This is a genomic window from Bacillus sp. AFS002410, assembly GCF_002556365.1.
In the GTDB taxonomy this organism is placed as follows: domain Bacteria; phylum Bacillota; class Bacilli; order Bacillales; family Bacillaceae_G; genus Gottfriedia.
In genome coordinates this window covers 1-23497 of the sequence record NZ_NUEU01000085.1, presented here as the reverse complement: position 1 = coordinate 23497, position 23497 = coordinate 1, and the positions used below count along the sequence as shown (strand labels likewise).

18 protein-coding genes are annotated in these 23497 nt (G+C 33.0%); 14 read left to right on the top strand and 4 right to left on the bottom strand.

Annotation, left to right across the window (positions count from 1 at the left end):
- The first annotated feature begins 53 nt into the window (after window positions 1-53).
- The 4 genes from CN692_RS21665 (at window position 54) to CN692_RS21650 (ending at window position 7777) form a co-directional block, all read left to right on the top strand.
- The gene (locus CN692_RS21665; protein WP_098121205.1) at window positions 54-3788 is read left to right on the top strand and encodes a CBM35 domain-containing protein; all 3735 of its coding nucleotides are present in this window, start codon (window positions 54-56) and stop codon (window positions 3786-3788) included.
- 97 nt (window positions 3789-3885) lie between these two features.
- A complete protein-coding gene (gene araD / locus CN692_RS21660) occupies window positions 3886-4581 on the top strand; it encodes an L-ribulose-5-phosphate 4-epimerase (protein WP_098121204.1) in 696 nt (231 codons plus the stop codon).
- Window positions 4582-4651: 70 nt separating this feature from the next.
- Window positions 4652-6136 carry an L-arabinose isomerase gene (gene araA, locus CN692_RS21655; RefSeq protein WP_098121203.1) on the top strand — a complete coding sequence of 495 codons (1485 nt, stop codon included), beginning with the start codon at window positions 4652-4654 and terminating at the stop codon, window positions 6134-6136.
- 42 nt (window positions 6137-6178) lie between these two features.
- Entirely contained in the window at window positions 6179-7777 is a 1599-nt protein-coding gene (locus tag CN692_RS21650) for a xylulokinase (protein WP_098121202.1), read from the top strand.
- Between the two features lie 174 nt (window positions 7778-7951).
- Here the strand turns inward: CN692_RS21650 and CN692_RS21645 are convergent, their stop codons facing one another.
- Window positions 7952-8188, bottom strand: coding sequence for a hypothetical protein (locus CN692_RS21645; RefSeq protein WP_098121201.1), 237 nt, complete (start codon window positions 8186-8188; stop codon window positions 7952-7954).
- Between the two features lie 471 nt (window positions 8189-8659).
- On the opposite strand from CN692_RS21645, the gene CN692_RS21640 reads away from it, so the two are divergent.
- The 10 genes from CN692_RS21640 (at window position 8660) to CN692_RS21595 (ending at window position 20534) form a co-directional block, all read left to right on the top strand.
- Window positions 8660-9082 (top strand): VOC family protein, encoded by a 423-nt coding sequence (locus tag CN692_RS21640; RefSeq protein ID WP_098121200.1) that lies wholly within the window; start codon window positions 8660-8662, stop codon window positions 9080-9082.
- 196 nt (window positions 9083-9278) lie between these two features.
- Complete coding sequence (locus CN692_RS21635) at window positions 9279-9797, top strand: DUF2628 domain-containing protein (RefSeq protein WP_098121199.1); 519 nt, start codon at window positions 9279-9281, stop codon at window positions 9795-9797.
- Window positions 9798-10065: 268 nt separating this feature from the next.
- Window positions 10066-10587, top strand: coding sequence for a GNAT family N-acetyltransferase (locus CN692_RS21630; protein ID WP_098121198.1), 522 nt, complete (start codon window positions 10066-10068; stop codon window positions 10585-10587).
- Between the two features lie 99 nt (window positions 10588-10686).
- Entirely contained in the window at window positions 10687-11817 is a 1131-nt protein-coding gene (gene dnaN, locus CN692_RS21625) for a DNA polymerase III subunit beta (RefSeq protein ID WP_098121197.1), read from the top strand.
- A gap of 321 nt (window positions 11818-12138) precedes the next feature.
- Window positions 12139-13476 (top strand): arsenic transporter, encoded by a 1338-nt coding sequence (locus CN692_RS21620; RefSeq protein WP_373604950.1) that lies wholly within the window; start codon window positions 12139-12141, stop codon window positions 13474-13476.
- Window positions 13477-13502: 26 nt separating this feature from the next.
- Entirely contained in the window at window positions 13503-14168 is a 666-nt protein-coding gene (locus CN692_RS21615) for a DUF2642 domain-containing protein (protein ID WP_098121195.1), read from the top strand.
- A 555-nt stretch (window positions 14169-14723) separates the two neighbouring features.
- Window positions 14724-16298, top strand: a complete 1575-nt coding sequence (locus CN692_RS21610; RefSeq protein WP_142317562.1) for an Ig-like domain-containing protein — start codon at window positions 14724-14726, stop codon at window positions 16296-16298.
- 36 nt (window positions 16299-16334) lie between these two features.
- On the top strand, window positions 16335-19034 hold the full coding sequence (locus tag CN692_RS21605) for an Ig-like domain-containing protein (protein WP_098170014.1): 2700 nt from the start codon (window positions 16335-16337) through the stop codon (window positions 19032-19034).
- Window positions 19035-19493: 459 nt separating this feature from the next.
- Window positions 19494-20123 carry a hypothetical protein gene (locus tag CN692_RS21600; RefSeq protein ID WP_098121192.1) on the top strand — a complete coding sequence of 210 codons (630 nt, stop codon included), beginning with the start codon at window positions 19494-19496 and terminating at the stop codon, window positions 20121-20123.
- A gap of 6 nt (window positions 20124-20129) precedes the next feature.
- Complete coding sequence (locus CN692_RS21595) at window positions 20130-20534, top strand: GGDEF domain-containing protein (protein WP_098121191.1); 405 nt, start codon at window positions 20130-20132, stop codon at window positions 20532-20534.
- 79 nt (window positions 20535-20613) lie between these two features.
- Here CN692_RS21595 and CN692_RS21590 read toward each other — a convergent pair whose 3' ends face one another.
- From CN692_RS21590 to CN692_RS21580, 3 genes are all read right to left on the bottom strand, one after another.
- Complete coding sequence (locus tag CN692_RS21590) at window positions 20614-20928, bottom strand: hypothetical protein (protein WP_098121190.1); 315 nt, start codon at window positions 20926-20928, stop codon at window positions 20614-20616.
- A 145-nt stretch (window positions 20929-21073) separates the two neighbouring features.
- Window positions 21074-21622, bottom strand: coding sequence for a hypothetical protein (locus CN692_RS21585; RefSeq protein WP_098121189.1), 549 nt, complete (start codon window positions 21620-21622; stop codon window positions 21074-21076).
- Between the two features lie 354 nt (window positions 21623-21976).
- Window positions 21977-23170 (bottom strand): COG4705 family protein, encoded by a 1194-nt coding sequence (locus tag CN692_RS21580; RefSeq protein ID WP_098121188.1) that lies wholly within the window; start codon window positions 23168-23170, stop codon window positions 21977-21979.
- Window positions 23171-23497: the final 327 nt, after the last annotated feature.

The following is a 23497-nucleotide window of genomic DNA, read 5'->3' as shown; positions in this document are numbered from 1 at the left end:
TCTTACACCGTGGAGATCTAGATTGTAAAAATAATAATAAGGGAGACAATTGAATGTTAAAAAAAATCGTTACCTGTCTTTTTTGTACAATCTTAATTTGCAGCGGATTTAGCTTTGCACCGGGAAAGACCTCTGCAGCAGCCGACCCACAGCTAGAAGTTGATTTATCGAAAGAAACTGGAAAGATGTTAAACGGAGGAGCTGGTTTCTTATATGGTATGAGTGAACCAAATGTTCCTGACATTAACACGATTATCCCACTTAAGCCAAATGCAGCAGTTCAAAAAGCCCCAGATGGGTTGCAACATCCAAATGGTGATGCGTTAAAGATTTCAGACTATTTCCTTGAAGCGGGAGGTCAACAAATTCAAATCTATTTGCAGGATTATTATGAAAAGTGGCCATACGAATTTACTGGTATACCAGATTATGTGAATAAAGTCGAAACAATTGTGAAAAAAGTTGTTGAGAATCCAAATAAAAATACATTTGTTTATGTACCGTTCAATGAACCAGATCAAATTTGGTATGGAGGAATGAATGCTGATGCACAAGCACGTTTTTTCTCAGATTGGAAAACTGTCGTTGAGAAAATAAAATCACTTCATCCAGATGCAAAGATTGCAGGACCAAACTTTGCTAGCTATAACTCCACTGTTTATCGTAATTTCTTCAAATTTGCTAAAGAAAATAATGTTTTACCAGATATCGTAACTTGGCATGAATTAGGAGATAATTTCTTCTCAGGATGGAACTCCAGATATAATGATTTTCGTTCAATCGAAAAAGATTTAGGAATCGGACCGCTTGAAATTAATATTAATGAATATGCTCGTCCGAGAGATCCATCTAATCAAGGTGTACTTTTGCAATTTCTTGCAAAATTTGAAAGAAGTAAAGTATATGGAGAACTACCATATTGGCATATGGCTGACAATTTGAATGACTTGGTTGTAGGAAATAATCAAGTTAATGGAGCTTGGTGGCTTTATAAATGGACTGCGGAAATGAAGGGAAAACAATCGGTTGAAGTAACTCCTCCAAATGTTAACGAAATGGGATTAGAAGGAATTGCAACAATTGACCAATCGAAAAAGCAATCTCAAGTCGTTTTTGGAGGTAGTAATGGTAGTGCTGACCTTGTGTTAAAAGGATTTAATAAGCACCAAGAATTTGGTAATGCAGTACATGTAACGATTTGGGAAAGTGCTTGGACTGGATTTGATGGTGCTGCAGGTAATCCAGTAGTCGTACAAGAAAAAGACTATCCAGTTGTTGATGGTAAAGTAATCGTTCCTGTATCAAATATGAACAATATGTCTGCATATAAAGCGATTGTCACTCCAGCAACAGCAAAAACAAACTATCCGAAACAGCCATGGAAAAAAATCTATGAAGCAGAAAATGCGAAGCTTAGTGGAAAAGCAAGTGTATATGATTTAGGTAATAGCAGCGCATATATCGAATGGCCAACTTCTGGTGGGAAACAAGTTGGAGGCATTGACGATGAAAATAGCAGTGTGAAATTTACAGTCAATGTACCTGAAGATGGAAAATATTTGATGGATGTTTATTATGGAAACGGTCCACTAGGTCCTGAAGCAGCGATTGCCGATCGACGAAAAACTGCGAAACACGCGTTTAAGGTTGATAACGGAGATGCAACTGAAATTGTGTATCCAGCTAATATTGGATTTAAATTTATAGGCATCAAAAAGGTTTATCTAGACTTAAAAGCTGGTGAACATACACTTACGTTCTCTGGAATGCCAGTCATGCAGGATGGCCTTTTGACGAGAGTAGCTCTTCTAGACCGAATTGACCTTACACGAGCTGGTAAGTATGCAGGGGTGTTAGCTCCAAAAGCTGATTTGTACGAGGCGGAATATGCTGAAACAGATGGAATAGTAGACTCAAAGCTTGATCATTATAGTGGCACTGGTTATGTTGATTTTTCAAAAGATGATCATTCAAGTGTTATGTTTGTTGTGAATGTAGAAAAAAATGGATATTATGAGACGAATTTTAAGTACTCAACAGACAGTGCAAACAGCAGTGTAGAATACTATGTCGACCGAAACAAAGTGAAAGATATTAAGTTAGAGCGTACAAATTCAGAGGATGATTGGAATACTCATACAGAAATCCGTTATCTAAAAGCTGGAATTAACTTAATAGAATTAAAGAATGCTAAAGGTAATATAAACATTGATAATCTAGAGGTTAAAGCGGCACCAAAGGATACAGAGGGACTAATTCAGGTTATCGAGGCTGAAAAAACGAGTAATACTGTTGCTGGCACAGCTAATGTACAAGAAAGTGCATATGCTTCAGGGGATAAATATGTTGCTTTAATAGGAAAAGGTGCCAATAATTATCTTCAGTTTAATGATATTGTCGTTCCAAAAAGTGGAAAATATAAGTTAATTGTTCACTATGCAAATAATGAACAAAAAGGTAACCATGACTATAATGCAAACGTAGTGGAAAGACATGCAAACATTAGCGTTAACGGTGGATCTGGAGAAAAGACTTACTTTAGAAGTACGTATAGCTGGGAAACATTTAAATCGATTGTTTTGGATGTAGACCTTAAAAAAGGTACTAACACAATTCGATTCTATAACGATACGGAGTCACCGGATTATGAACAATATGCACCGAATATTGATAAGATTGAGATTGCAGCACCAGAAACAACTGAAACGACTTTATCGGTAAAAGGACCGAATTTAGTGAAAGTAAATGATTCATTTAATCTTACTTATTCACTTAACGATTTAGTAGATAATATTCACTCCTTTAAGATGCAACTAAACTATGATTCTGAAACAATGGATTTTGTTTCAGCTGAATCTCTAAGTAGCAAAATTAAGGTTACAACTAAGAAATCAGTAGAGCCAGGAGTAGTGGATATTGTACTAGAAGGCGCACCAGGGCATTTCAAACAAGTGAGTGATTTAGTAAAAATCAATATGAAAGCTAAGGTAAATGAAAAGTTAACGACCTATATCTCATCATCGAATATAACTTTAGGAAAAAGTAACGGAGATTTAGTTACTCTTGAGGACAGCGTTAGTTCGATTGATCTTTATGACAATGTATCTAAAATTAGTTTGACCGGAAAAAATGGAGAGAAAACAATTGCGACAAATCGTGGCACATTGCAATTGGAAGCAAAGGTTATTCCAGCAAATGCTGAGCAAAGTGTTAAGTGGTCCGTATTTAATTTAAATGGTTCAGAAACTGAATTAGCTACGATCTCTTCGGTTGGATTGTTATCTGCAAATAAAGTAGGTAAAAATGGTCAAGTGAAAGTTGTAGCAACGGCAGCGGATGGATCTGGAGTTGTAAGTGAAATGGTCGTAAATATTACAAATCAGCTAGCTCAAGTAACAGGAGTGCCATTTGGAAAAAATCCTCCTTGGGCACCAGGTGGGGAATATGATAAGGCATTTGATGGAAATATCAATACTTTCTATGACTTTAGTCAAGCAAATGGTGGCTATACAGGAATTGACTTAGGATCAGGTAATCAAAGTGTGGTAAAAGAAATACGTTACTATCCGCGTGCAGGCTATACTGGAAGAATGGTAGGAGGGAAAATTCAAGGCTCAAACATATCACCGACTGAAGGATTTGTTGATCTATACACGATTTCTTCAACACCTGAGCTTGGATGGAACGTAGCAGAATTATCAGGAGAAACAGCTTATCGCTATATTCGATATGTAAGCCCGGATGGCGGGTATGGCAATGTTGCTGAACTTGAGTTCTATATTAGGTAGATATGAAAATTTCAATCTAGTAAATAAATCTGAAACTCCCGTCTTTAAAATCACTTTGATTGTGGCGAAATTTGCCTAATCCAAAGGAGGAGACATCATGTTAGAAAGATTAAAAAAGGATGTTTTGGAAGCGAATCTTCAGCTTCCAAAACATGGTTTAGTCACTTTTACTTGGGGAAATGTAAGCGGAATTGACCATGAAACAGGATTGGTTGTCATTAAACCAAGTGGTGTACCATATGACGAGCTACAAATAGATGATCTTGTTGTCTTAGATTTATACGGAAATATAGTTGAAGGATCATTAAGACCTTCTTCTGACACACCAACTCATCTTGCCTTATACCGTGAATTTCCTCAAATAGGTGGAATCGTGCATACTCACTCACCGGCGGCTACAAGTTGGGCCCAAGCAGGGAGGAGAATTCCTGCACTTGGGACAACGCATGCGGATTATTTCTATGGAGATATTCCATGTTCTCGTACGTTGACAAGGGAGGAAATTGACAGTGGATATGAGCGTGAAACAGGAAACGTCATTATTGAAACCTTCAAAAAAGAAGGACTTGACCCTGTGGCAGTACCAGGTATTTTACTATCTGGTCACGCTCCATTTAGTTGGGGAAAAAATGCTAACGAAGCGGTACATAATGCCGTTGTTTTAGAAGAAGTAGCAAAAATGGCTTTAAATACTTATATACTGAACCCTCAAATAAAGGCGATTGACCAATTTCTTCTAGATAAACATTATCTTCGCAAACATGGTGCAAATGCCTACTATGGCCAAAAGTAATGAAGAGGAGTTTAGTTTAACTTGACCTAATTTTAGATTACGATCTTTTATTTACTTAGGAGGATTTACATTGTTATCTACAAAAAACTATGAATTTTGGTTTGTAACTGGAAGTCAATTATTGTATGGAGAAGATGTACTTCGACAAGTGGAGGAGAATTCAAAAACCATTGTAAATGGATTAGATGATGATTCTCATATCCAATATAAGGTACTCTTTAAAACAGTATTAAAAGATTCAGAGTCAATTCGTAAATTAATGTTAGAAGCAAATGCTGATCAAAATTGTGCTGGAATTATTACGTGGATGCATACTTTCTCACCATCTAAAATGTGGATTGCTGGTCTTTCATCACTTCAAAAGCCATATCTACACTTAGCTACACAGTTTAATCGAGATATTCCTTGGGATTCAATCGATATGGATTTCATGAACTTGAATCAGGCCGCGCATGGAGACCGCGAACATGGTTTTATTGCAGCTCGCATGAATATTAAGCGTAAAGTTATTATGGGTCATTGGGAGAATCCATCAGTAAGAGAACGCATTGGCAGCTGGATGAGAACTGCAGCAGGATTTGAGGAAAGTAAAAATCTTAAAATTGCGAGATTTGGTGATAATATGCGTCAAGTTGCAGTAACCGAGGGTGATAAGATTGAAGCACAAATTAAGCTTGGCTGGACTGTGAATGGATACGGAGTGGGGGACCTTGTTCAGCGAATGAATGATGTAACCGAACAAGAAATTGACCAGTTAATGGCTGAATATGAGCAGAAATACGATATTACGCCTGAGGGGCTGACTGATGGCCCAACCCGCGAGTCAATCCGTTATCAAGCTACAATTGAACTAGGTATGAAGCATTTTCTTACAGAGGGCGGATATACTGCATTTACGACAACTTTTGAAGACTTGCATGGCATGAAACAACTTCCTGGTCTTGCTGTTCAACGTTTGATGGAACAAGGATACGGTTTTGCAGGTGAAGGTGACTGGAAGACGGCAGCACTTGTAAGATTGATGAAAATTATAGCAGGAAATGAAGGGACATCATTTATGGAAGACTACACCTATCATTTTGAACCAGGAAACGAAATGGTTCTTGGTGCGCATATGCTTGAAGTTTGCCCTTCAATCTCAGCAACTCGTCCAAAAATCGAGGTCCATCCACTTGGAATTGGTGGCAAAGAAGATCCAGCTCGAATTGTATTTGATGGGAGAGGCGGTAGCGCATTAAATGCAACGATCATTGACCTTGGACATCGCTTTCGATTACTAATTAATGAGGTTGAAGCAGTTCAACCAGAAATAGAGATGCCAAATCTTCCAGTTGCAAGAGTGTTATGGAAAACCGAACCCAGTTTAAATCAAGCGGTTGAAAATTGGATTCAAGCCGGCGGAGCACACCATACTAGCTTTTCATACAAAGTAACGACTGAACAGCTGAGAGATTTTGCTGAACTCACTGGAATAGAGATGGTCGTAATTAACAAAGATACTAAAATAGAGGCATTCAATAATGAATTACGTTGGAACGATGTGATTTACAGATAGATTAATAGATTTGCATAAATTCTAGGGCTTGAGGTGAGTAAGATGAGTCTCGATCGAAGAGACGCCATTCAAAGTGGTAAAACAGTTCTTGGAATAGAACTTGGTTCAACTCGAATTAAGGCAGTGCTCATTGGAGAAGATCATGTACCGATTGCTTCGGGTAGTCATGATTGGGAAAATAGTTATATCAACAATAGATGGACCTATAATGAAGAGGATATTTGGAAGGGTATACAAAACAGCTATAAAAAGTTGGCTGATGAAGTAAAACGCCAATACGGAGTTACCTTACAAAAAGTAGAAGCTATTGGCTTTAGTGGAATGATGCATGGCTATATGGCGTTTGACCAAGGTGGAGAACTTTTAGTACCATTTCGTACTTGGCGTAACAATATTACCGAACAGGCGTCAAAAGTACTGACTGAATTATTTAACTATCAAATTCCTCAGCGCTGGAATATCGCTCATCTATATCAAGCAATTTTGAATCAGGAAGAGCATCTAGCGGGTATTACCTTTCAGACTACTCTTGCTGGTTATATCCATTGGAAATTGACAGGACAGAAAGTGCTAGGGATTGGTGAAGCTTCAGGTGTATTTCCAATTGATTTGAATAGTAGAAACTATAATCAAAGAATGATTGATCAATTCAATGATTTAATTGCAGCACGTAATTTACCTTGGAAATTAGAAGAGATTCTGCCTAAGGTCTTGGTAGCAGGAGAAAATGCAGGTTATCTTACTGAAGAAGGTGCAAAGCTTCTAGATGTTACTGGAGAACTTCAGCCTGGTATTCCATTTTGTCCGCCAGAAGGTGATGCAGGTACTGGTATGGTCGCAACAAACAGTGTTGCTAAGCGAACCGGCAATGTATCAGCGGGAACTTCAGTATTTGCAATGGTTGTATTAGAAAAAGAGTTGTCCAAAGTATATCCTGAAATTGACCTAGTCACGACACCTAGTGGCGATTTGGTAGCCATGGCTCATTCTAATAACTGCACTTCAGATCTAAATGCATGGACCAGCCTGTTTGATGATTTCGCAAAAGTAATAGGGATGGAAGTTGATGGAAATAAGTTATATGAAACTCTTTATAACTTAGCTCTTCAAGGAGATCCGGACTGCGGCGGTTTACTTGCTTATGGCTATCTTTCCGGCGAACATATGACTCACTTCGAGGAGGGTCGTCCATTATTTGTCCGTTCTTCAAGTAGCAATTTCAATCTGGCTAATTTCATGCGTGTTCATCTCTATACAGCTCTAGGTGCACTGAAGATTGGTATGGATATTCTTCTCAAACAAGAAGAAGTGAAACTAGATGAAATACTGGGTCACGGTGGTTTGTTTAAAACGGAAGATGTAGGACAAAGCATCATGGCCGCCGCTCTTAATGTTCCCGTTTCGGTAATGGAAACAGCAGGAGAGGGCGGAGCATGGGGAATTGCCCTGCTTGCATCTTATATGATTAACAAGGCGGAAAATGAATCACTTGAAAAATATTTAAACCAAAGAGTATTTATAGAAGAAGTAGGAAAAGCAATATCTCCTGATCCTAAAGATGTTGAAGGATTTGAGTTATTTATGGAACGTTACATTAATGGTTTGGCAATTGAAAGAGCAGCAATAGATTATCTTAAATAAAAAATGAGACATTTTAAATAACCCTTGACGCAATTGCCGTTGAGGGTTTTTATTTGTTGGGTAAAAAGAGGTAAAGGAAGTATGATTAAAATTTTATCAAAAAATGACCAACTTTTATTTGAAATCTTTTTTAGACAAAATGCAATGAAATTAAGAGTTCAAAAAAAGTAAATATCACTCTGTGGTAGATGGATTATTGTTTGTTGACTCATTTGTCGTATTAGGATTCTCGTTCATATTTATAATACGTATGACAACTAGTAATAAAACGTATAAATTTCTTATTATTCGATCATTAGTAATAGTTCTTAGAAGGATTGCAATAGCGAAAGTCTCAGCTAGATTACCACTAAGTAATAGAGTTGAAATTTCTTTGAGAAGAACAAGTATATAATTATCATTTGAATCCATAAAATTGCCCCCTAACTTTAATAAGTAAAATATTCAAAAGAAATTAAAAAGTGAGTGGATGAAGAAAAATCAATTCGCAATTTCAAATGTCCTTGTTGGATTATCGAATAAAGTACATTAATTTTTTCGAAAAAACTGATGGCGTAAGGGTGTAGGATGGGAAAAAGAATAGTTATTTATCAAATTTATTAAAATGAACAACAAAATAAAATTAAAAACTTAATTAAATGCAACTAACTCATTCATAAATCGAGCAAGATTCAACTACTTCAGTCATTTTAATTGATCGTATACAAATATGCTAATTTATTAAAAAGTCGATAATACCATTAATGAACTCACTAGTGGTATTATTTCAAGGCTAAATAACCCACTTTAAAATTTAAAGGGATTAAGGACTTAAAGTAGAAAATATAGAAATGGGTACTCTATGTTGAGATTAGTTCAAAATTTTAAAAAGAGGTGTTTCTAATGATTTTAGGTATCAGCCCTTATTTAATATTGAATGGAAATGGACAGGAAGCTGTTTCATTTTATGAACATGCATTCAATACAAAGACCCTTGTGCTTCAAAGATTTGGCGATATGCCTGGGGAAGAAAATACAAATTTAACTGACGAAGAGAAAAATCGAATCTTACATGCACATCTCAAAGTTGGTTCAACAGATTTAATGATCTCTGACACATTTACAGGTCTACCTTATCAAATTGGCGATCAAACCTCCTTAGCACTTTCAATTACTGACGTTGAAACAACAAAAGAAGTATTTGGCAAATTACAAGATGGTGGGAAAGTCATCATATCACTACACGAAACTTTTTGGAGTCCCTTATATGGTCAAGTAGTAGATAAATTTGGTGTTACATGGCAGATTTCAACTATGCCAGCTTAATAAAATAGTCTAAAAAGAGAATCTTCAAATTCGAAGATCTTTTTTTATGTTTTGAATCCAAAATAAATACACAAACTTTTTAGACTCGAATTTCTAATTCCCCGATGTAAATCAAGAATATGCAGATAATTCAAAAAACGATTTTCATAAAGAATTTTGTCTGTCATACTATTAATTATAGAAGGGAGAAATACCTATGTCAGAACAAGATCAAAGTAACATAACAGACACAAATGATGTCGAACGATTTTGGCAGTTTGCGGGCAACAATGCGAATGTGTACGCAAATCGTTTAAGAATTTTTTCGCAATCTGACTATGATTACGCACGGGAACACAAGCAATTGAGTTGGAACTGGGCAAGTTTCTTTTTAGGTGTGTACTGGATGGCGTACCGCAAGATGTGGGGATGGGTCAGTATTTATTTTGCTTATTATATCCTGTCCGATTTATTGTTTAGCCAAGTGAGCGCATTAGACCGTTTGGTGAATTTAATTATCAGTGTTCTCCTCGGAATGTACGGCAACGCGCTATACTTCGCTCATTCCGCGAAAAAAATTGATGCAATTAAAAGAACATCAATTTCAGCACAAGAAAAAAATGCCGAATATGAACGGATTGGTGGTACAAGTGGTAAATCAGTAGCACTTGCAATTGTGCTCACAATCGCTATCATCACGGTACTCACCCTTATTGAATACCAATGGAATAAATGAAAATCCTATAACGCTTTCTACAGCAGCAAAAAAAGATAGTTTACCAATGAATGTGCACATTTTAAATTTTTAATCCATTTTACTCACAATAGATGTAATAATTAGTAGATGAAGAAATTTATAAAATCTAGCAAAAGTTAACAGAATGGTAGACTACTTAGGTAGTCTATTTTTTGTGCGAACTGGAGGAATATGGAATAAATAGAAGGACTATCCAAGTGTGAACTGTAATATATATATTTAATTCTAAAAGTTTGAGGTGGAATAAATGAAAATTAGAAAAGCTAATCTAAATGATGCAGAAGGAATAGCCAAGGTACACGTCGATAGCTGGAGAACTACTTATAGAAACATACTACCAGATCATTTTTTACAAAGTCTATCATACGATCAAAGAACTGATATATGGAAAACAAATTTTTCTCATAAAAATAATTATATTTATGTAGCAGAAAATAATGAGGGAGAAATTATTGGTTTTGGGACATGCGGTAAAAGAGAAAAGAATAAAGTTGAACATTCGGGTGACTTAACTTCTATTTATCTACTTGAAGAATATCAAGGAACAGGAACTGGAAAACAATTATTGATGCAACTTTTTAATCAATTTAAAGAATTAAATTTTAATAGTGTATTCGTTGAAGTGCTAGAAGACAATAAAACCCGTTATTTTTACGAGTATTATGGGGCTGAATTATTGAAATCTGAAAAGATAAATATTGCAGGGACGGAATTGAATCTTCTAGTATATGCATGGAAAGATATTGATAATGTTTTAGCAAAGTTTTAATTTATGTGTTCTTTCATTTAGCATAATAGATATTAAAAGGGTTCTGGAATAATTTGTCGAATTTCTTGAAAGTAGCTCTATATGGAAGGGAAATTCAAAATGGAATTTAACATAAATAATGATTATTTTAATCAAGCAATCTCAGAGGTTAGTAGAGTAATCTCACTAAAAACAACAATACCCATTCTGACAGGTATTAAAATAGTAGCAAATTCCCAAGGACTAACTTTAATTGGAAGTAATTCAGAAATTGTAATAGAAAAAACGATTCCTATCGAAATTAATGACGTTAAGATCGTAGAGGTTAGTAAACCTGGTAGTATAGTAGTGTCTGCTAAATACATTAGTGATTTAGTAAAAAAATTACCAAGTAAAATAAAAGTTACAGTAAATGAAAAGCAATTAATGACAATACAATCTGATGAGATTATAACTCATATAAATGGATTCGATTCTGAACAGTATCCACTGCTACCTTTAATAAAGAATGAGAATCAAATTAAAATTCCAATTTCTGAAATGATTGAAATGATTAGACAAACTGTTTTTGCGGTTTCAAAAAACGAGGCAAGACCTGTTCTAACAGGCGTTAATATGTCTATATTAGAGAACAAACTAAAATGTGTAGCAACAAATTCTCATAGGTTAGCACTTAAAGAGTTAAAAATAGATTCAGTAATGAATGGTTCGTTCATAGTACCAAGCGCTAGCCTTAACGAAGTAGTAAAATTATTTAGTAATGATTCAGATGAAATGAATGTATTTATTACCGAACAATATATTGTCTTTAAATCAGAATTGATTTCACTTTATTCAAGATTAATAGAAGGGAAATATCCAGAAGTATCAGGACTAATTCCTAAAGAATTGAAGACAAAAATGACACTTGACACGAAACAATTATTAAAAGGTTTTGAAAGAGCAAGTATCTTTGCGAGTGAATGGAAGAACAACAATGTTTATTTAGAAATTCTAGATGGTTCAAAACTGAAAATTTCATCCCACTCATCGGAAGTTGGAAAAATAGAGGAAATACAGATCATTAAGAATTTGACTGGTCAGCCAGAATTAAATATCTCCATTGACGCAAATTATATGATAGAGTCACTAAAAGTAATAAAAGAGGAAGAGGTTTCAATAAGTTTTAGTGGATCGATGAAACCATTCATAATTAAACCGATTAACAACAATACTCATTTACATCTAATTTCTCCTGTGAGAACTTACTAACGGATTCCTTTCACCTAGTTGGTGTAAAAGGGATACTTCCATTTTTAAGTTATTGAGAAGCTCTTTATTGAGAGCTTCTCTTTTTTATTTTCATTTATTTAGTAAAAGAGGATAATCTCCCAATTACTCTGGACAAATGCCACGATAGTCATTTATCTTTACGGGACAATTGAATTATATAGGTAAAACAACTATCTTTCATAATTTAATGAAATAACCTAAAACATGAATGCTATATTTGAATAATAATATAACAAATGGACAAGTTCTATTGAAAAATATTTTAAAAGAAGGTGAGTTTTATTGAATTTTGAAATTCTAATGAGTGCTAGTGTATTTCTTTTAACAATGGCAATCATTTTTTGGAGGCCAAAAGGAATAAATGAAGCATGGCCTGCTGCAATTGGGGCAGCCATCATTTTACTAACTGGGATTGTGACAAAAAGTAATTTAATCGATATTGTACACAAAATTGGTGAAGCATCGATTACCATTATTGCAACGATTGTCATGGCGATTATTTTAGAAAGTTTTGGATTTTTCCATTGGTCTGCAGCTAGGCTTGCAAGTTTAGCAAAAGGGTCAGGGCGCAGATTATATTGGTATATCCAGCTACTTTGCTTTTTAATGACATTACTATTTAATAATGACGGCAGTATCTTAATAACAACTCCGATTTTAATTCTTCTATTAAAAAACCTACGTTTAAAACCACATCAACAAATCCCATATCTTCTCAGTGGCGCATTAATTGCTACAGCTTCAAGTGCTCCAATCGGTGTAAGTAATATCGTAAACTTAATCGCTTTAAAAATTGTTCATATGACTCTCTATATGCACACAGCGATGATGTTTGTCCCTGCAAGTACAGGATTACTTTTTATGTCATGGTTAATGTACATGGTATTAAGAAATAAATTACCAAAACGATTACCAGTGTCTACCGATGATATTGAAGAGTCTTTTTTTATTAAAAACTTTCATCCTTTAAAAGGAAAATTGTCAGTAGAAACAAAACAAAAAAGAACAAAATTTATGTTAAAGGTATTAGGATTTGTTTTCCTAATGCGCTGCTTATTATTCGTCGCTTCATTTATGGGAATACCGATTCAATATGTAGCAGTTTTAGGTTCACTCGTCTTATTAGCTTGGAGATGGTACCACTTACGGACAAGCCCTGTAGATATTTTAAAGAAGACACCTTGGCATATTTTAGTCTTTGCATTTTCGATGTATGTGATTATTTACGGACTGCATAATGCTGGATTAACTGAAGCCTTAGTAAAATTCTGTGAACCAATCGTAAATCAAGGATTATTACAAGCAAGTTTTATTATGGGTGGACTAGTATCAATCCTATCGAATTTGTTTAATAATCATCCAGCACTGATGGTTGGAACGATTACACTGACAGAAATGGGTCTTGATCCAATTACGTTAAAGACTATTTATCTAGCTAATATAATCGGTAGTGATATTGGTTCATTATTACTTCCAGTAGGTACTTTAGCATCTCTAATATGGATGCACATATTAAAACAAAATAATATTAAAATAAAATGGAAGGATTATCTAAATGTATCAATAATCGTAATCCCATTAACAACAATTGTTTCGCTGTTTCTACTATATTATTGGGTGCAATTAGTATTTGCTTAATTTAAAGAATAAAGGAGGAAATATAATTGAGTGATGTACAATCATTGCTTGGTGAAAAAGTTTATGTCCAATTATCAGGAGAGAATTATTTTGAAGGCATTCTAACTGATTATGGAAAAGACGTATTAGTTTTATATAACGGTCAGAAATATTATTATATTCCATGGTTTCATGTCCACAGGGTTAATCTTAGTAACAACATTAAAGATAAAATCGATCATCCGATTAACCCTTCAATTGCTGAAGACATAGGCACAGTATCTTATCGAAAAATATTAATGAATGCAAAAGGAATTTTTGCAGAAATATATGTAACTGGAAACATCACATTTCACGGATATATTACAAACGTATTAAGTGACTATATCGTGTTTTATTCACCAGTTTTTAAAATGTTATATATCTCGTTATCTCATTTAAAATGGCTAACACCATACAACCATAATGCAAATCCCTACAACGCAGAAATCGAAATATTACCAGTAAATCCATCTAATATGCCATTTTCGCGTTTAATAGAATCGCAATTAAAGAAAGAACAAGGAAAATTTGTCGTTTTTGATGGGGGGCTAGATCCGATGAAAATTGGATTGCTCAAAAGAGTGGAGGATGGAGTAATTGAATTAGTAGCTGCAAGTGGAGAGGTAACGTTATTGAGGCTTAATCATATTAAATCTTATCACACCCCATAGTAATGAAATTCATAAAAAGATTATGTATCTTCCTTTTCATTGCTAATCTCCTTCCAGTCATTACTCTGATGTTCCTTCCCGTTTTCCTAGTCACAAATGATGTGGATCTATTTCAAAAATTAATTTGTTTCATCTTTAATGCCTAAATAAGTTTAATAAGGTAAGAGCGGATAAACAAGAAACAATGAGATAACTAAGAGAGAAGTAGATTAGTTTCTACTTCTAATACATATACCTAGTTGATTTTAATTATAAGTGAATTAATTTATTTTGTTGCCTAAAGTAAGATTTACAAGTGATGACTGGTAGCTTTCAGGATAGTAAAAAGATTAATTCAAATTGTGTGTGACTTGGAACAGACATGTTGTTAAATAGGAAATGTAGTTTTAATTTAATCATACTTTCTTAAAAGGGAAGGTAATTAAACTATTTTTTCTAATTTACTATCTTCATATAGAATAGAAAATAATTATTTCAGTAATTTCTGTTTTGTGAGAAAATAATTAAAGATTATTAATCTGCTATTCAAAAAGTGAAAGAAAGTAGGAAATAAGAATGCTTAAATGGGAGAGGCAAAAGATACACTACTACATGTGTGTGGTTCTTGTTGCTTTGTTTAGTTTTGTTTTATTTAATCGAGGAACACAAGTTCATGCAGAAACAGGGACGATTGTTAAAACTAGTACAATCACAGAAAATACAACCTGGGATTTGAAAGGTTCGCCATATTTTATAAATGGAAAAGTTCAAATTAAATCTCCTGCTGTATTAACAATTGAGCCTGGTGTTCAAATTATTGGTGTTGGAATCGAACCGAACGTATTAGATGTAAATCAAAATTTAGCCGGTGAAGTACAGAAACCAATATACATGAAAAATATCAATTTAGTTGTTGGATTCTGGGATGTAACAGTTGACCATGTAGTTTTTAATCAAGTGCAATTTTATAAGGAAAATGGGAGTTTAACCTTAACGAATAATGTAATAAGTCAATCTGAATTTCATCTGAATTTTTTGAATAAATCTTCTTTTATCGAGAATAATGTGATAAAAAATAATTCTACCTTATATTTCAATTATGGTTACCAGATGAATATAATGAATAATTCATTTTTTAATAATCTTAATCGAGCGGCTTTGAATAATTATGATCCACAACAAAACCAAAATTCCCAAATAAATGGGAATAATTTTTTAGATACTGGAAAAGAAGTTTATCATCTATTTTACATGTACCCAGCTTTTCATATTCAAGCGGAAAAAAATTTTTATGGAACATCAGATCGTAATGTAATAAATAGAATGTTTTATACGAATCGACAAAATTATGATGGTTCATTAAATTTTGATTATGATCAGTTCCTAACACAATACAATGAGGATGCACCATTTATAATTGTTCCAAAAAAAGTAACAGACGCGTCTAAATTTTTTGAAGGAAAAATAGTTGGAAATCTAAAACATTCTTATTCTATTTCTATCAAATCACCGAAGGGTGTTTTTACTGGTGAAACAACAAGCAATGGGGAATTTAAGTTACCAATCTCGTCACAAATTGCCGGAACAGAAGTAGCGATACAAGCTGCAGATAGTGTAACTGGTCAATATGATTATGATTGGGAAATCGTAAAAGATGAGACACCGCCAGCAACTCCGATTCCAAATTTAGTTACAGATAAATCAAAAATCGTTTCGGGGAAATCTGAAATTGGCTCAAACGTTACTGTTAAAATTAATTCCATAATGTATAAAGGTGTTACGAATACGAATGGTTTGTTTAACATTTCAATTCCAATTCAAAAGGGTGGCACTTCAATTACGATATTCAGTACTGATGCGTCAGGAAATAAAAGCATCGAGAAAAAATTAACCGTAAAAGATGTAACACCACCAAATGCTCCGAAAGTTGGTCTTATTACAAGTAAATCAAAAATAGTATCTGTTAAAACTGAACCATATGCTATTGTTACGATTCAATATAATCGCAGTGTATTTAAATTAAAAGCTGATAAAAATGGTGTGTTTAAAAAGACTGTAAAACCGCAAAAAATTGGTACAAGCTTTACATTTACTTCGTCAGATTTATCAGGAAATCGTAGTCAAAAGACTTCTGTGAAAATAAAAAAATAATTCAACTAATAAAATATTAAAAGTGGGGAAGAAACATTGTTGAAAAGATGTCTATATTTGATATATGTAATCGTACTAATCCTAAGCGTCACGACTTTTGCGAATACATTTATCCCTAAAAAAGTAAAAGCTGCAATTGGTCCAATAGAAACAGGTTTTAAACCATATGATCAAGCACTCGATCCAAATAGTAAAATTGTCTACATGACAACTGAAGATAGTAAAACGCTTTATGCTGTAAACTATCTTTCGGGTGCAATAAAAAAATTAGAGCTACCATATCCTGCAGAACGATTAGAAATATTCGACAATAAATTATATGTAACTCAACAAAAACAAGCGCACGATCGATTTTTCTTTGGAACGCAAGAAGGTGGTATTGCTGAAGTAGATTTATCGACGTTTAAACTATTAAGAGTAATAGATGTTAAAATTGATCCTTTTGACATAGCTATAGATAAAAATGGAATGATTTTCATTTCTTCAGGTTGTGGTCAACATGGAATCACTGATCAATATTCACTTAAAACAAATGAAGAAATGAAAACTCAAGGTAACCAATCGATTTTTACTCAATCGTATATTTTGTGGGCTAATAGCACATCAAAGTTATACTCAATAACAAATGATATCGTAACTCCGAGACAAATTAAGGCACTTGAAATGAAAAACAATACAGCTGTTGCGGGTTATTCAAGTGATATATACCCTTCTTTTAAACCGTATATGAAAATGACTCCAGATGAGCGTTATATGTATACACAGGATGGGAAAGTATTAGATTTATCACTTGTTCAATCAGGTGATATGAAATTAACCTATGATTTTAAAAAGGAATATAATGATTATGCATTTGATCTTTTCAATCGATTAACTTTTGCAGCAAGCAATGGGGGAATAGATGTTTATTCATATGATTCAAATAAATTCCTTTATACATTAGAAAAAAATGTCACTGTCGATCATGTATTGTATCGTGACGGATTAATTGTTTCTTATACGTCAAATGATGGTAAGCATTATCTTTCATATTTAACTGGAACAGATAAGGATACTCCAAATGTAGAGGTCAATCCAGTCAAATCAACAGATTCAATTATTACAGGAAAGACATCGCCTAATGTTCGTGTTTATGCAGATATTTCTTCAAAAAATGTTACAGAAGGCACTGCTACTAGTAATGGGACATTCACTTTAAAAATTCCAAAACAAAAAGTTGGAACTGTTATAACAATTCGTGCAAAAGATTCATCAGGAAATAATAGCAAACCAATTAATTTAAAAGTGGTTGAAAAAATTCCACCGGTCAAAACATTAAATAAGGATGAGTACAGGGAGTCAATTAATCTTGGATTTAAACCAAATGATGTAGTGGCTGATCCCAATCGTCCTATTATCTATATAACGAAAAACGGTAATAAAACGCTCTATTCAGTGAATTACGAAACAGGTATCATAAAAACATTAGAACTTCCATACCCTGCTGAAAGAATCGAACAATATGGTGATAAGCTTTTCGTAACACAACATAAGCAAAGTCATCTGATTTATAGTTCGCAACAAGGTGGCATTGCTGAGGTAAATTTAAGTAATTTTTCGTTCGTGAAATATATCGAATTAAATACTGATCCATTTGATTTATCAATTGATAAAAATGGGATTATATATGTATCAAGCGGCATGCGAATAATAGGTGGCAATAGCGAAGTTAAAGTATACGGCTATTCTGTTCCTGAAAATAAGATAATTGAATTAAGTTCAAAAGCCAATTTATATGAAAAATCGTATCTTTTTTCAAATCCAAGGTTTAATACAATTTATGCAATTAGTACCTCAATGACAAGTGGATCTTTAATTACAATAGATGTAAATAATGCGAATTGGGATGAATCAAACTACCAGGAGTTTAATGGGAGTTATACAAAACTCGCTAAAATTTCACCTGAAGGTTTAGCTGCATATAGTGCTAGTGGTAATGTGTATGAACTAGTTTCAGGGAAATTAATGTGGAGATATAATTTAGAAAATAAGTATAATGATTATGCATTTGATCCGGTAAACAACTTAATGTATGGAGCTAATCAAAATGGCGGGATTGATGTGTTTAATACACATGAGAATAATAGACTTTATACAATTGAGAAAGACATATCTGCTGAATATTTAATTTACAATAATGGATTAATAACAATTTATAAAGATTTATCAGATAATTATTATTTAATGGCCTTTAAAACTGAAAATCAGGATAAACCAAGATTAAGCAAAGTCAACGAAATTTCAAATTTACAATCAACAATTATTGGGGTTGCTTCTCCTAATGTAACAGTCCATGCAAATGTCAATTCGAAAGAAATCGGTGCAACAAAAGCAGATATAAAAGGTCACTATGTTTTAACGATACCAATTCAAAAAGCTGGCGCAGTTGTGAATTTCTATGTGACTGATAAAGAAAATGCGAAGAGTAAGATTCAAAGCTTAGTAGTGAAAGATCGTATCGCACCATTAGCACCAACTATTACTAAATCTAGTTCAACTTCACTTTCAGGGAAATCTGAAATTGGATCGACAGTCAATATCTATTCAGGTTCAACCTTATTAAAAAAAGGAATAACAAATTCAAAAGGAGAATTTGTAATGAGTTTTAGTAAACAGAAAAAAGGAACATCATTACGAATTTTTGCAACAGATAAAGCAAACAACAAAAGTACCGAGAAAGTCATTAAAATAAATTAATGTTAGTGATACAGAAAAAGGATCTTATCTTGCGAATAAGATCCCTTTTTCTATTTAACAGTACTTCAAGTAATTATAACAGTTCACGATGAAACACTTCGGATGCAGTTTTCCTTTCAAAAATTCGAATATGTCCATAGGTATTTCATTACTACCTTCTATCATGAAGAATATGAATTGGAAAAATAAACATGTAATGGTAGATAATTTTCAATCTGTTAGTAACAAGCAAACTTTTTTCCCTCCTCTCGCATTGATCAGTATCAAAGTCTATGACAATAACGAATTTCAATAGATAACTATTGGGAGAGAGATAAATTAAATGGCGCGATCTTACTAAAAGGAATCATTAACAATATTAGTATTGTAACGACATTTATTTTTCTCTTCTCAAATACAATTTGGCAAAAAAGAACAACGAATCCGATTACTCTTCATGAACGGTTCATAAATGGTCTAATGTTTGGTCTATTAGGAATCATTTTATATAGGAGTCCTATTGTTATCGAATTACAAAATAGTTCGCTTGTATATATTGATATGCGGATTATAGCGGTGATTGTCGGAAGTATATTGCTTGGACGAATTGAAATTATGACGATTGTAGCAGTAATACTTGGCGGATTTTACTTATTTAAGCTTCGAGGCAATATTTTTGATGAGAGTAATACGATTCGCTTTATGGTGTTATCAATTTTTGCAATTCTATTAAGCTTTACAAACTGGGAACGAAACAAGAAGCAAAGTTTTTTTAATCGAATAATTATTATATTCATACCAATTTTTTATTATTTCTTTGATAAATATACATTAAAACCTCGAGGATCACTTACTAATCAAGGTGAAGTGTTTTTATTGTTATCAGTTTCTTATATAATCGTTTATTTTGCTTGTATTTATTGTTGCAAATACGCGGTAAGATTAGCTGAACAAAGAGTAATGTATACATATGAACTACCAGATAAAAACATACAATTGGAAAGAATAGTTAATCTTGATGGATTAACGAAAATGTTTAACAGACGATTTTTTGATGAACAAATTGAATACCATTGGAATTATTGTCAAAAACACCAGCAACCTATTTAATTAATCATGCTAGATATTGATTTCTTTAAAAAACTGAATGACCATTACGTACATCAAAGAGGCGATAGTGTTTTAAAGCTAGTTGCAACTGCCATACAAGATTCAATCTATCGTTCAGAAGATAATGTTGCCAGGTACGGTGGAGAAGAGTTTGCAATTATTCTTCCAAATACGGACTATGATGGTGCAGTAATTGTTGCCAATCGAATCATGGATTCAGTACGTAAATTAAAGATTGAACATGTAAAATCAGAAAAAGGCTTTGTAAGTATCAGTATGGGACTTATTACAACAACACCAAAACATTTCTTTAAACACGAAAAAATGATTGATGAAACTGATAAACTATTATATGAATCAAAACAAAACGGTAGAGACCAACTAACAAGTAGTCTGAAAGAGGAGTTTTAATGCATTTAAAAATATTAACGAAAAATAATTAATATATACATAAATTAGTGGGCAAAAAACAACCATTTCATAAATTGAATTAGAAATGACTAATTTGCCCTAAAACACTAAAAATCAGAATGATAAAGTAAAAAACGCCTAAAACCATTACTAATCCACCAACATAGTATTTCCTATTTTTGATAGGATTTAAAAGGTCTTTTAAGTCAGTAATCGGTTTTTCTTTCGTTTTCATAGTGTCAAAAAATTGCATACGAATAAATTCAATTGTGGCAAAAACTAGACCAATTAACCCAAAAGTACTAGTGCTAATTTTATGCTGTATCCTTAAATAAATTGCTACAAATATTATTAATGGTAATAATACATAAGTAAAAAATGTCTTTATTTTCATTTGTTTTCACCCATTTTTTAAAATTTAATAAAATCTTTTTGCAAGCCAATTAGTTAAAAAAACTGCAATTGTGGTCTTCGATAAACGTTTTCGTTAGTTAAAGAACTTGTTATATAATTGTGTTCTTAGTTTACTATTTAAATATTTATAACATTTGATTTGCGATTTTGATTATGTCTTTCTTATGCTGTTCAGGAGAAATATTCTTGTTATTGTATCCGATTTCGTAATAAATACCATTTTTTTCAAATGTGAGCGAATTTCCATAATAGTGACCGATTACTCCACCTGCCAGTTTAACCTCCTCGCTGGTACCACTATACTCCACTTCAAAATTGTGAACGGTAATCGTTAAGATAATCATTTCGTCTTTTTCTTTTGAAAATGTTGAAAAATCAACTCTTAATTTTTTTCCATCGTGTTTAATATCATCGATTGTAGAAATACGAAAAGGCATAGCATCAAACGGAATATCATGCGGGATTTTTATCTTAAAAGGAAGTGCATCTAATCCTTCTTCTAGTGAGGAAGCTTTATATCTTTCTGGAATGGTTTTTAATTGTTCCTCTGTCATATTTCCCTTTTGTTCAACTTTCTTTAAGTTAGATGTAATTAAAGTACTGTTATTCGTGTGGTTACAACCAAATAAAATGAGAACTATCAATGCTGAAATTATCCATGTTTTTTTCTTCAAGGTTCGTACCTCCTATTTGATGGAGTATTATTAATTTCTCGTTAAGTACGTTTTAATAAATATCTAATCTATATATATTTCTATGTTATTTAATTAAATCCTTGTTCAATGAAATTGACAGATAATTCTAGAAAATGTTTATAAACCATTTAGTGACGGAGAAAATAAGCAAGAAGTTGAGTGCTGACTATTATGTAAAACGAAGAAGAAAAGGTCTTCTAAAAAAATTAAGACACTAGCTTATGAAGTTAAACTTCAAAAACTAGTGTCTTAATCATTATGTTTATGGAAAGAGGAGAGTCTTTAATAAAAAACAAAATTTTTAAATTTCTGCTCCAATTTCGTAAACGATTTTTATTTATTCGCAGCGTCTATTACACTAAGAGAATGATTGATTACAGTTTTACATTTGCTAGCATCTGGATTCGATGTGCGAACGGTTGCTAATACAACATCGATCGTGCCATCAATTTTAGTCCAAGTGGTTCCATCTATTTTTCTAAGTTTAGCCTCTGATTGATCCCATTGATGTTCCAAAGTGTCAGCATCTTTTTTAGCTGTAGTAAAGTTCTTTGTATTCACATCAGTTAGTAGATTATTTTCTATCGTTACAAAATCTGATAATTGTCCTGATAATGTTGTTGCAGTAGTTGCGGCTTTTGATGATAACTTAACATAGCCTCCAATACCAACTGCTAAGAAAATAACCAGTACCAAGATAGTTTGTGTCATAATATTTTTCTTGCGATCGGTTACTTTGTTTGTTTTTGTGGATTCATCTTTTCCTGAAATATCAATTTTTGTAACAGCAAGGAAAACGATGATTGCTAAAATTGCGATTAGAAAAATAATACTTGTACTTGTAGTACCTAATCCTAACCCACCATTCACTTTTGGCTGGGATAGATAATCCCCTAAAGATGCTCCAAGTGGGCGAGTTAGAATATATGCAATCCAAAACGCTAACATCCCATCAAGTTTCAAAAACTTCCAAGCTAAAAATACGCAAAGAATGATTATGATAACTGTTAATCCTGTATTAAAATATCCTAAACCAAGTTGTTCTGAATATAAATCTCCAACTGCAGTTCCTAGTGCAAAAGTGAAAAGAATGGCAAGCCAATAGAAAACTTCTCTTTTTCTTGTGAAAATTGAGTGAATAGATAGTGTTTTTTCACTAAGATACCAAAATAGGAACGTTAATCCTAGTAATACGGAGAAAACAATTGTACTTGTCTCCAGAGGTACTCCCATTGCGTCTGTCAAATTGTCAGTTACCAATGTTCCAAAAACACTTATTAAAACAACAGTTAACCAATAAATACTTGCAGAATATTTATTTGCTTTGAATTGAAAAAATAGTGAGATGAAAAATGCAACACCCATGATAATCGTAGTTGGTCCTAATCCTAGACCAAGGTTAAAATTCAGGAAATCAGCAAATGTTTCTCCTACAGTTGTACATAAAATTTTGATGATCCAGAAAAAAATTGTGACTTCTGGTACTTTGTTAAGCAATGCTTTCATATTAATTTTGTTTTCCTCCATAATTAAATTCCTTTCATATGATTTAGTTAATTACATTTTTATATTCACAAATAATTATGAAAGGAAAATGAAAATGCAGGCTATTTTATTAAAAAATTTTTAGAGCACCTTAATTTTATAATAGAATATTGATTTGATGGATCTTTAGCTTACATCTTTTATGTTGTTGAAATAAAACCTAGTCATATTGAAAAATCACTCTATCATACTCATGAGAGATTTACGTGATATTAAAATACCGAATGAGTTAAAAAGAGAGAGGAAAGATGAAAATTATTAACTCATAAGAAGTTCATGAGTTAAAAAGAGAGAGGAAAAGCGAAAATA

Excerpts from the sequence above, each read along its gene's own strand:
- CN692_RS21665 (WP_098121205.1), top strand. The coding sequence starts at position 54 with ATGTTAAAAAAAATCGTTACCTGTCTTTTTTGTACAATCTTAATTTGC.
- araD (WP_098121204.1), top strand. The coding sequence starts at position 3,886 with ATGTTAGAAAGATTAAAAAAGGATGTTTTGGAAGCGAATCTTCAGCTT.
- CN692_RS21650 (WP_098121202.1), top strand. The coding sequence starts at position 6,179 with ATGAGTCTCGATCGAAGAGACGCCATTCAAAGTGGTAAAACAGTTCTT.
- CN692_RS21645 (WP_098121201.1), bottom strand. The coding sequence starts at position 8,188 with ATGGATTCAAATGATAATTATATACTTGTTCTTCTCAAAGAAATTTCA.
- CN692_RS21640 (WP_098121200.1), top strand. The coding sequence starts at position 8,660 with ATGATTTTAGGTATCAGCCCTTATTTAATATTGAATGGAAATGGACAG.
- CN692_RS21635 (WP_098121199.1), top strand. The coding sequence starts at position 9,279 with ATGTCAGAACAAGATCAAAGTAACATAACAGACACAAATGATGTCGAA.
- CN692_RS21630 (WP_098121198.1), top strand. The coding sequence starts at position 10,066 with ATGAAAATTAGAAAAGCTAATCTAAATGATGCAGAAGGAATAGCCAAG.
- dnaN (WP_098121197.1), top strand. The coding sequence starts at position 10,687 with ATGGAATTTAACATAAATAATGATTATTTTAATCAAGCAATCTCAGAG.
- CN692_RS21620 (WP_373604950.1), top strand. The coding sequence starts at position 12,139 with ATGAGTGCTAGTGTATTTCTTTTAACAATGGCAATCATTTTTTGGAGG.
- CN692_RS21610 (WP_142317562.1), top strand. The coding sequence starts at position 14,724 with ATGCTTAAATGGGAGAGGCAAAAGATACACTACTACATGTGTGTGGTT.
- CN692_RS21600 (WP_098121192.1), top strand. The coding sequence starts at position 19,494 with ATGTTTGGTCTATTAGGAATCATTTTATATAGGAGTCCTATTGTTATC.
- CN692_RS21595 (WP_098121191.1), top strand. The coding sequence starts at position 20,130 with ATGCTAGATATTGATTTCTTTAAAAAACTGAATGACCATTACGTACAT.
- CN692_RS21590 (WP_098121190.1), bottom strand. The coding sequence starts at position 20,928 with ATGAAAATAAAGACATTTTTTACTTATGTATTATTACCATTAATAATA.
- CN692_RS21580 (WP_098121188.1), bottom strand. The coding sequence starts at position 23,170 with ATGGAGGAAAACAAAATTAATATGAAAGCATTGCTTAACAAAGTACCA.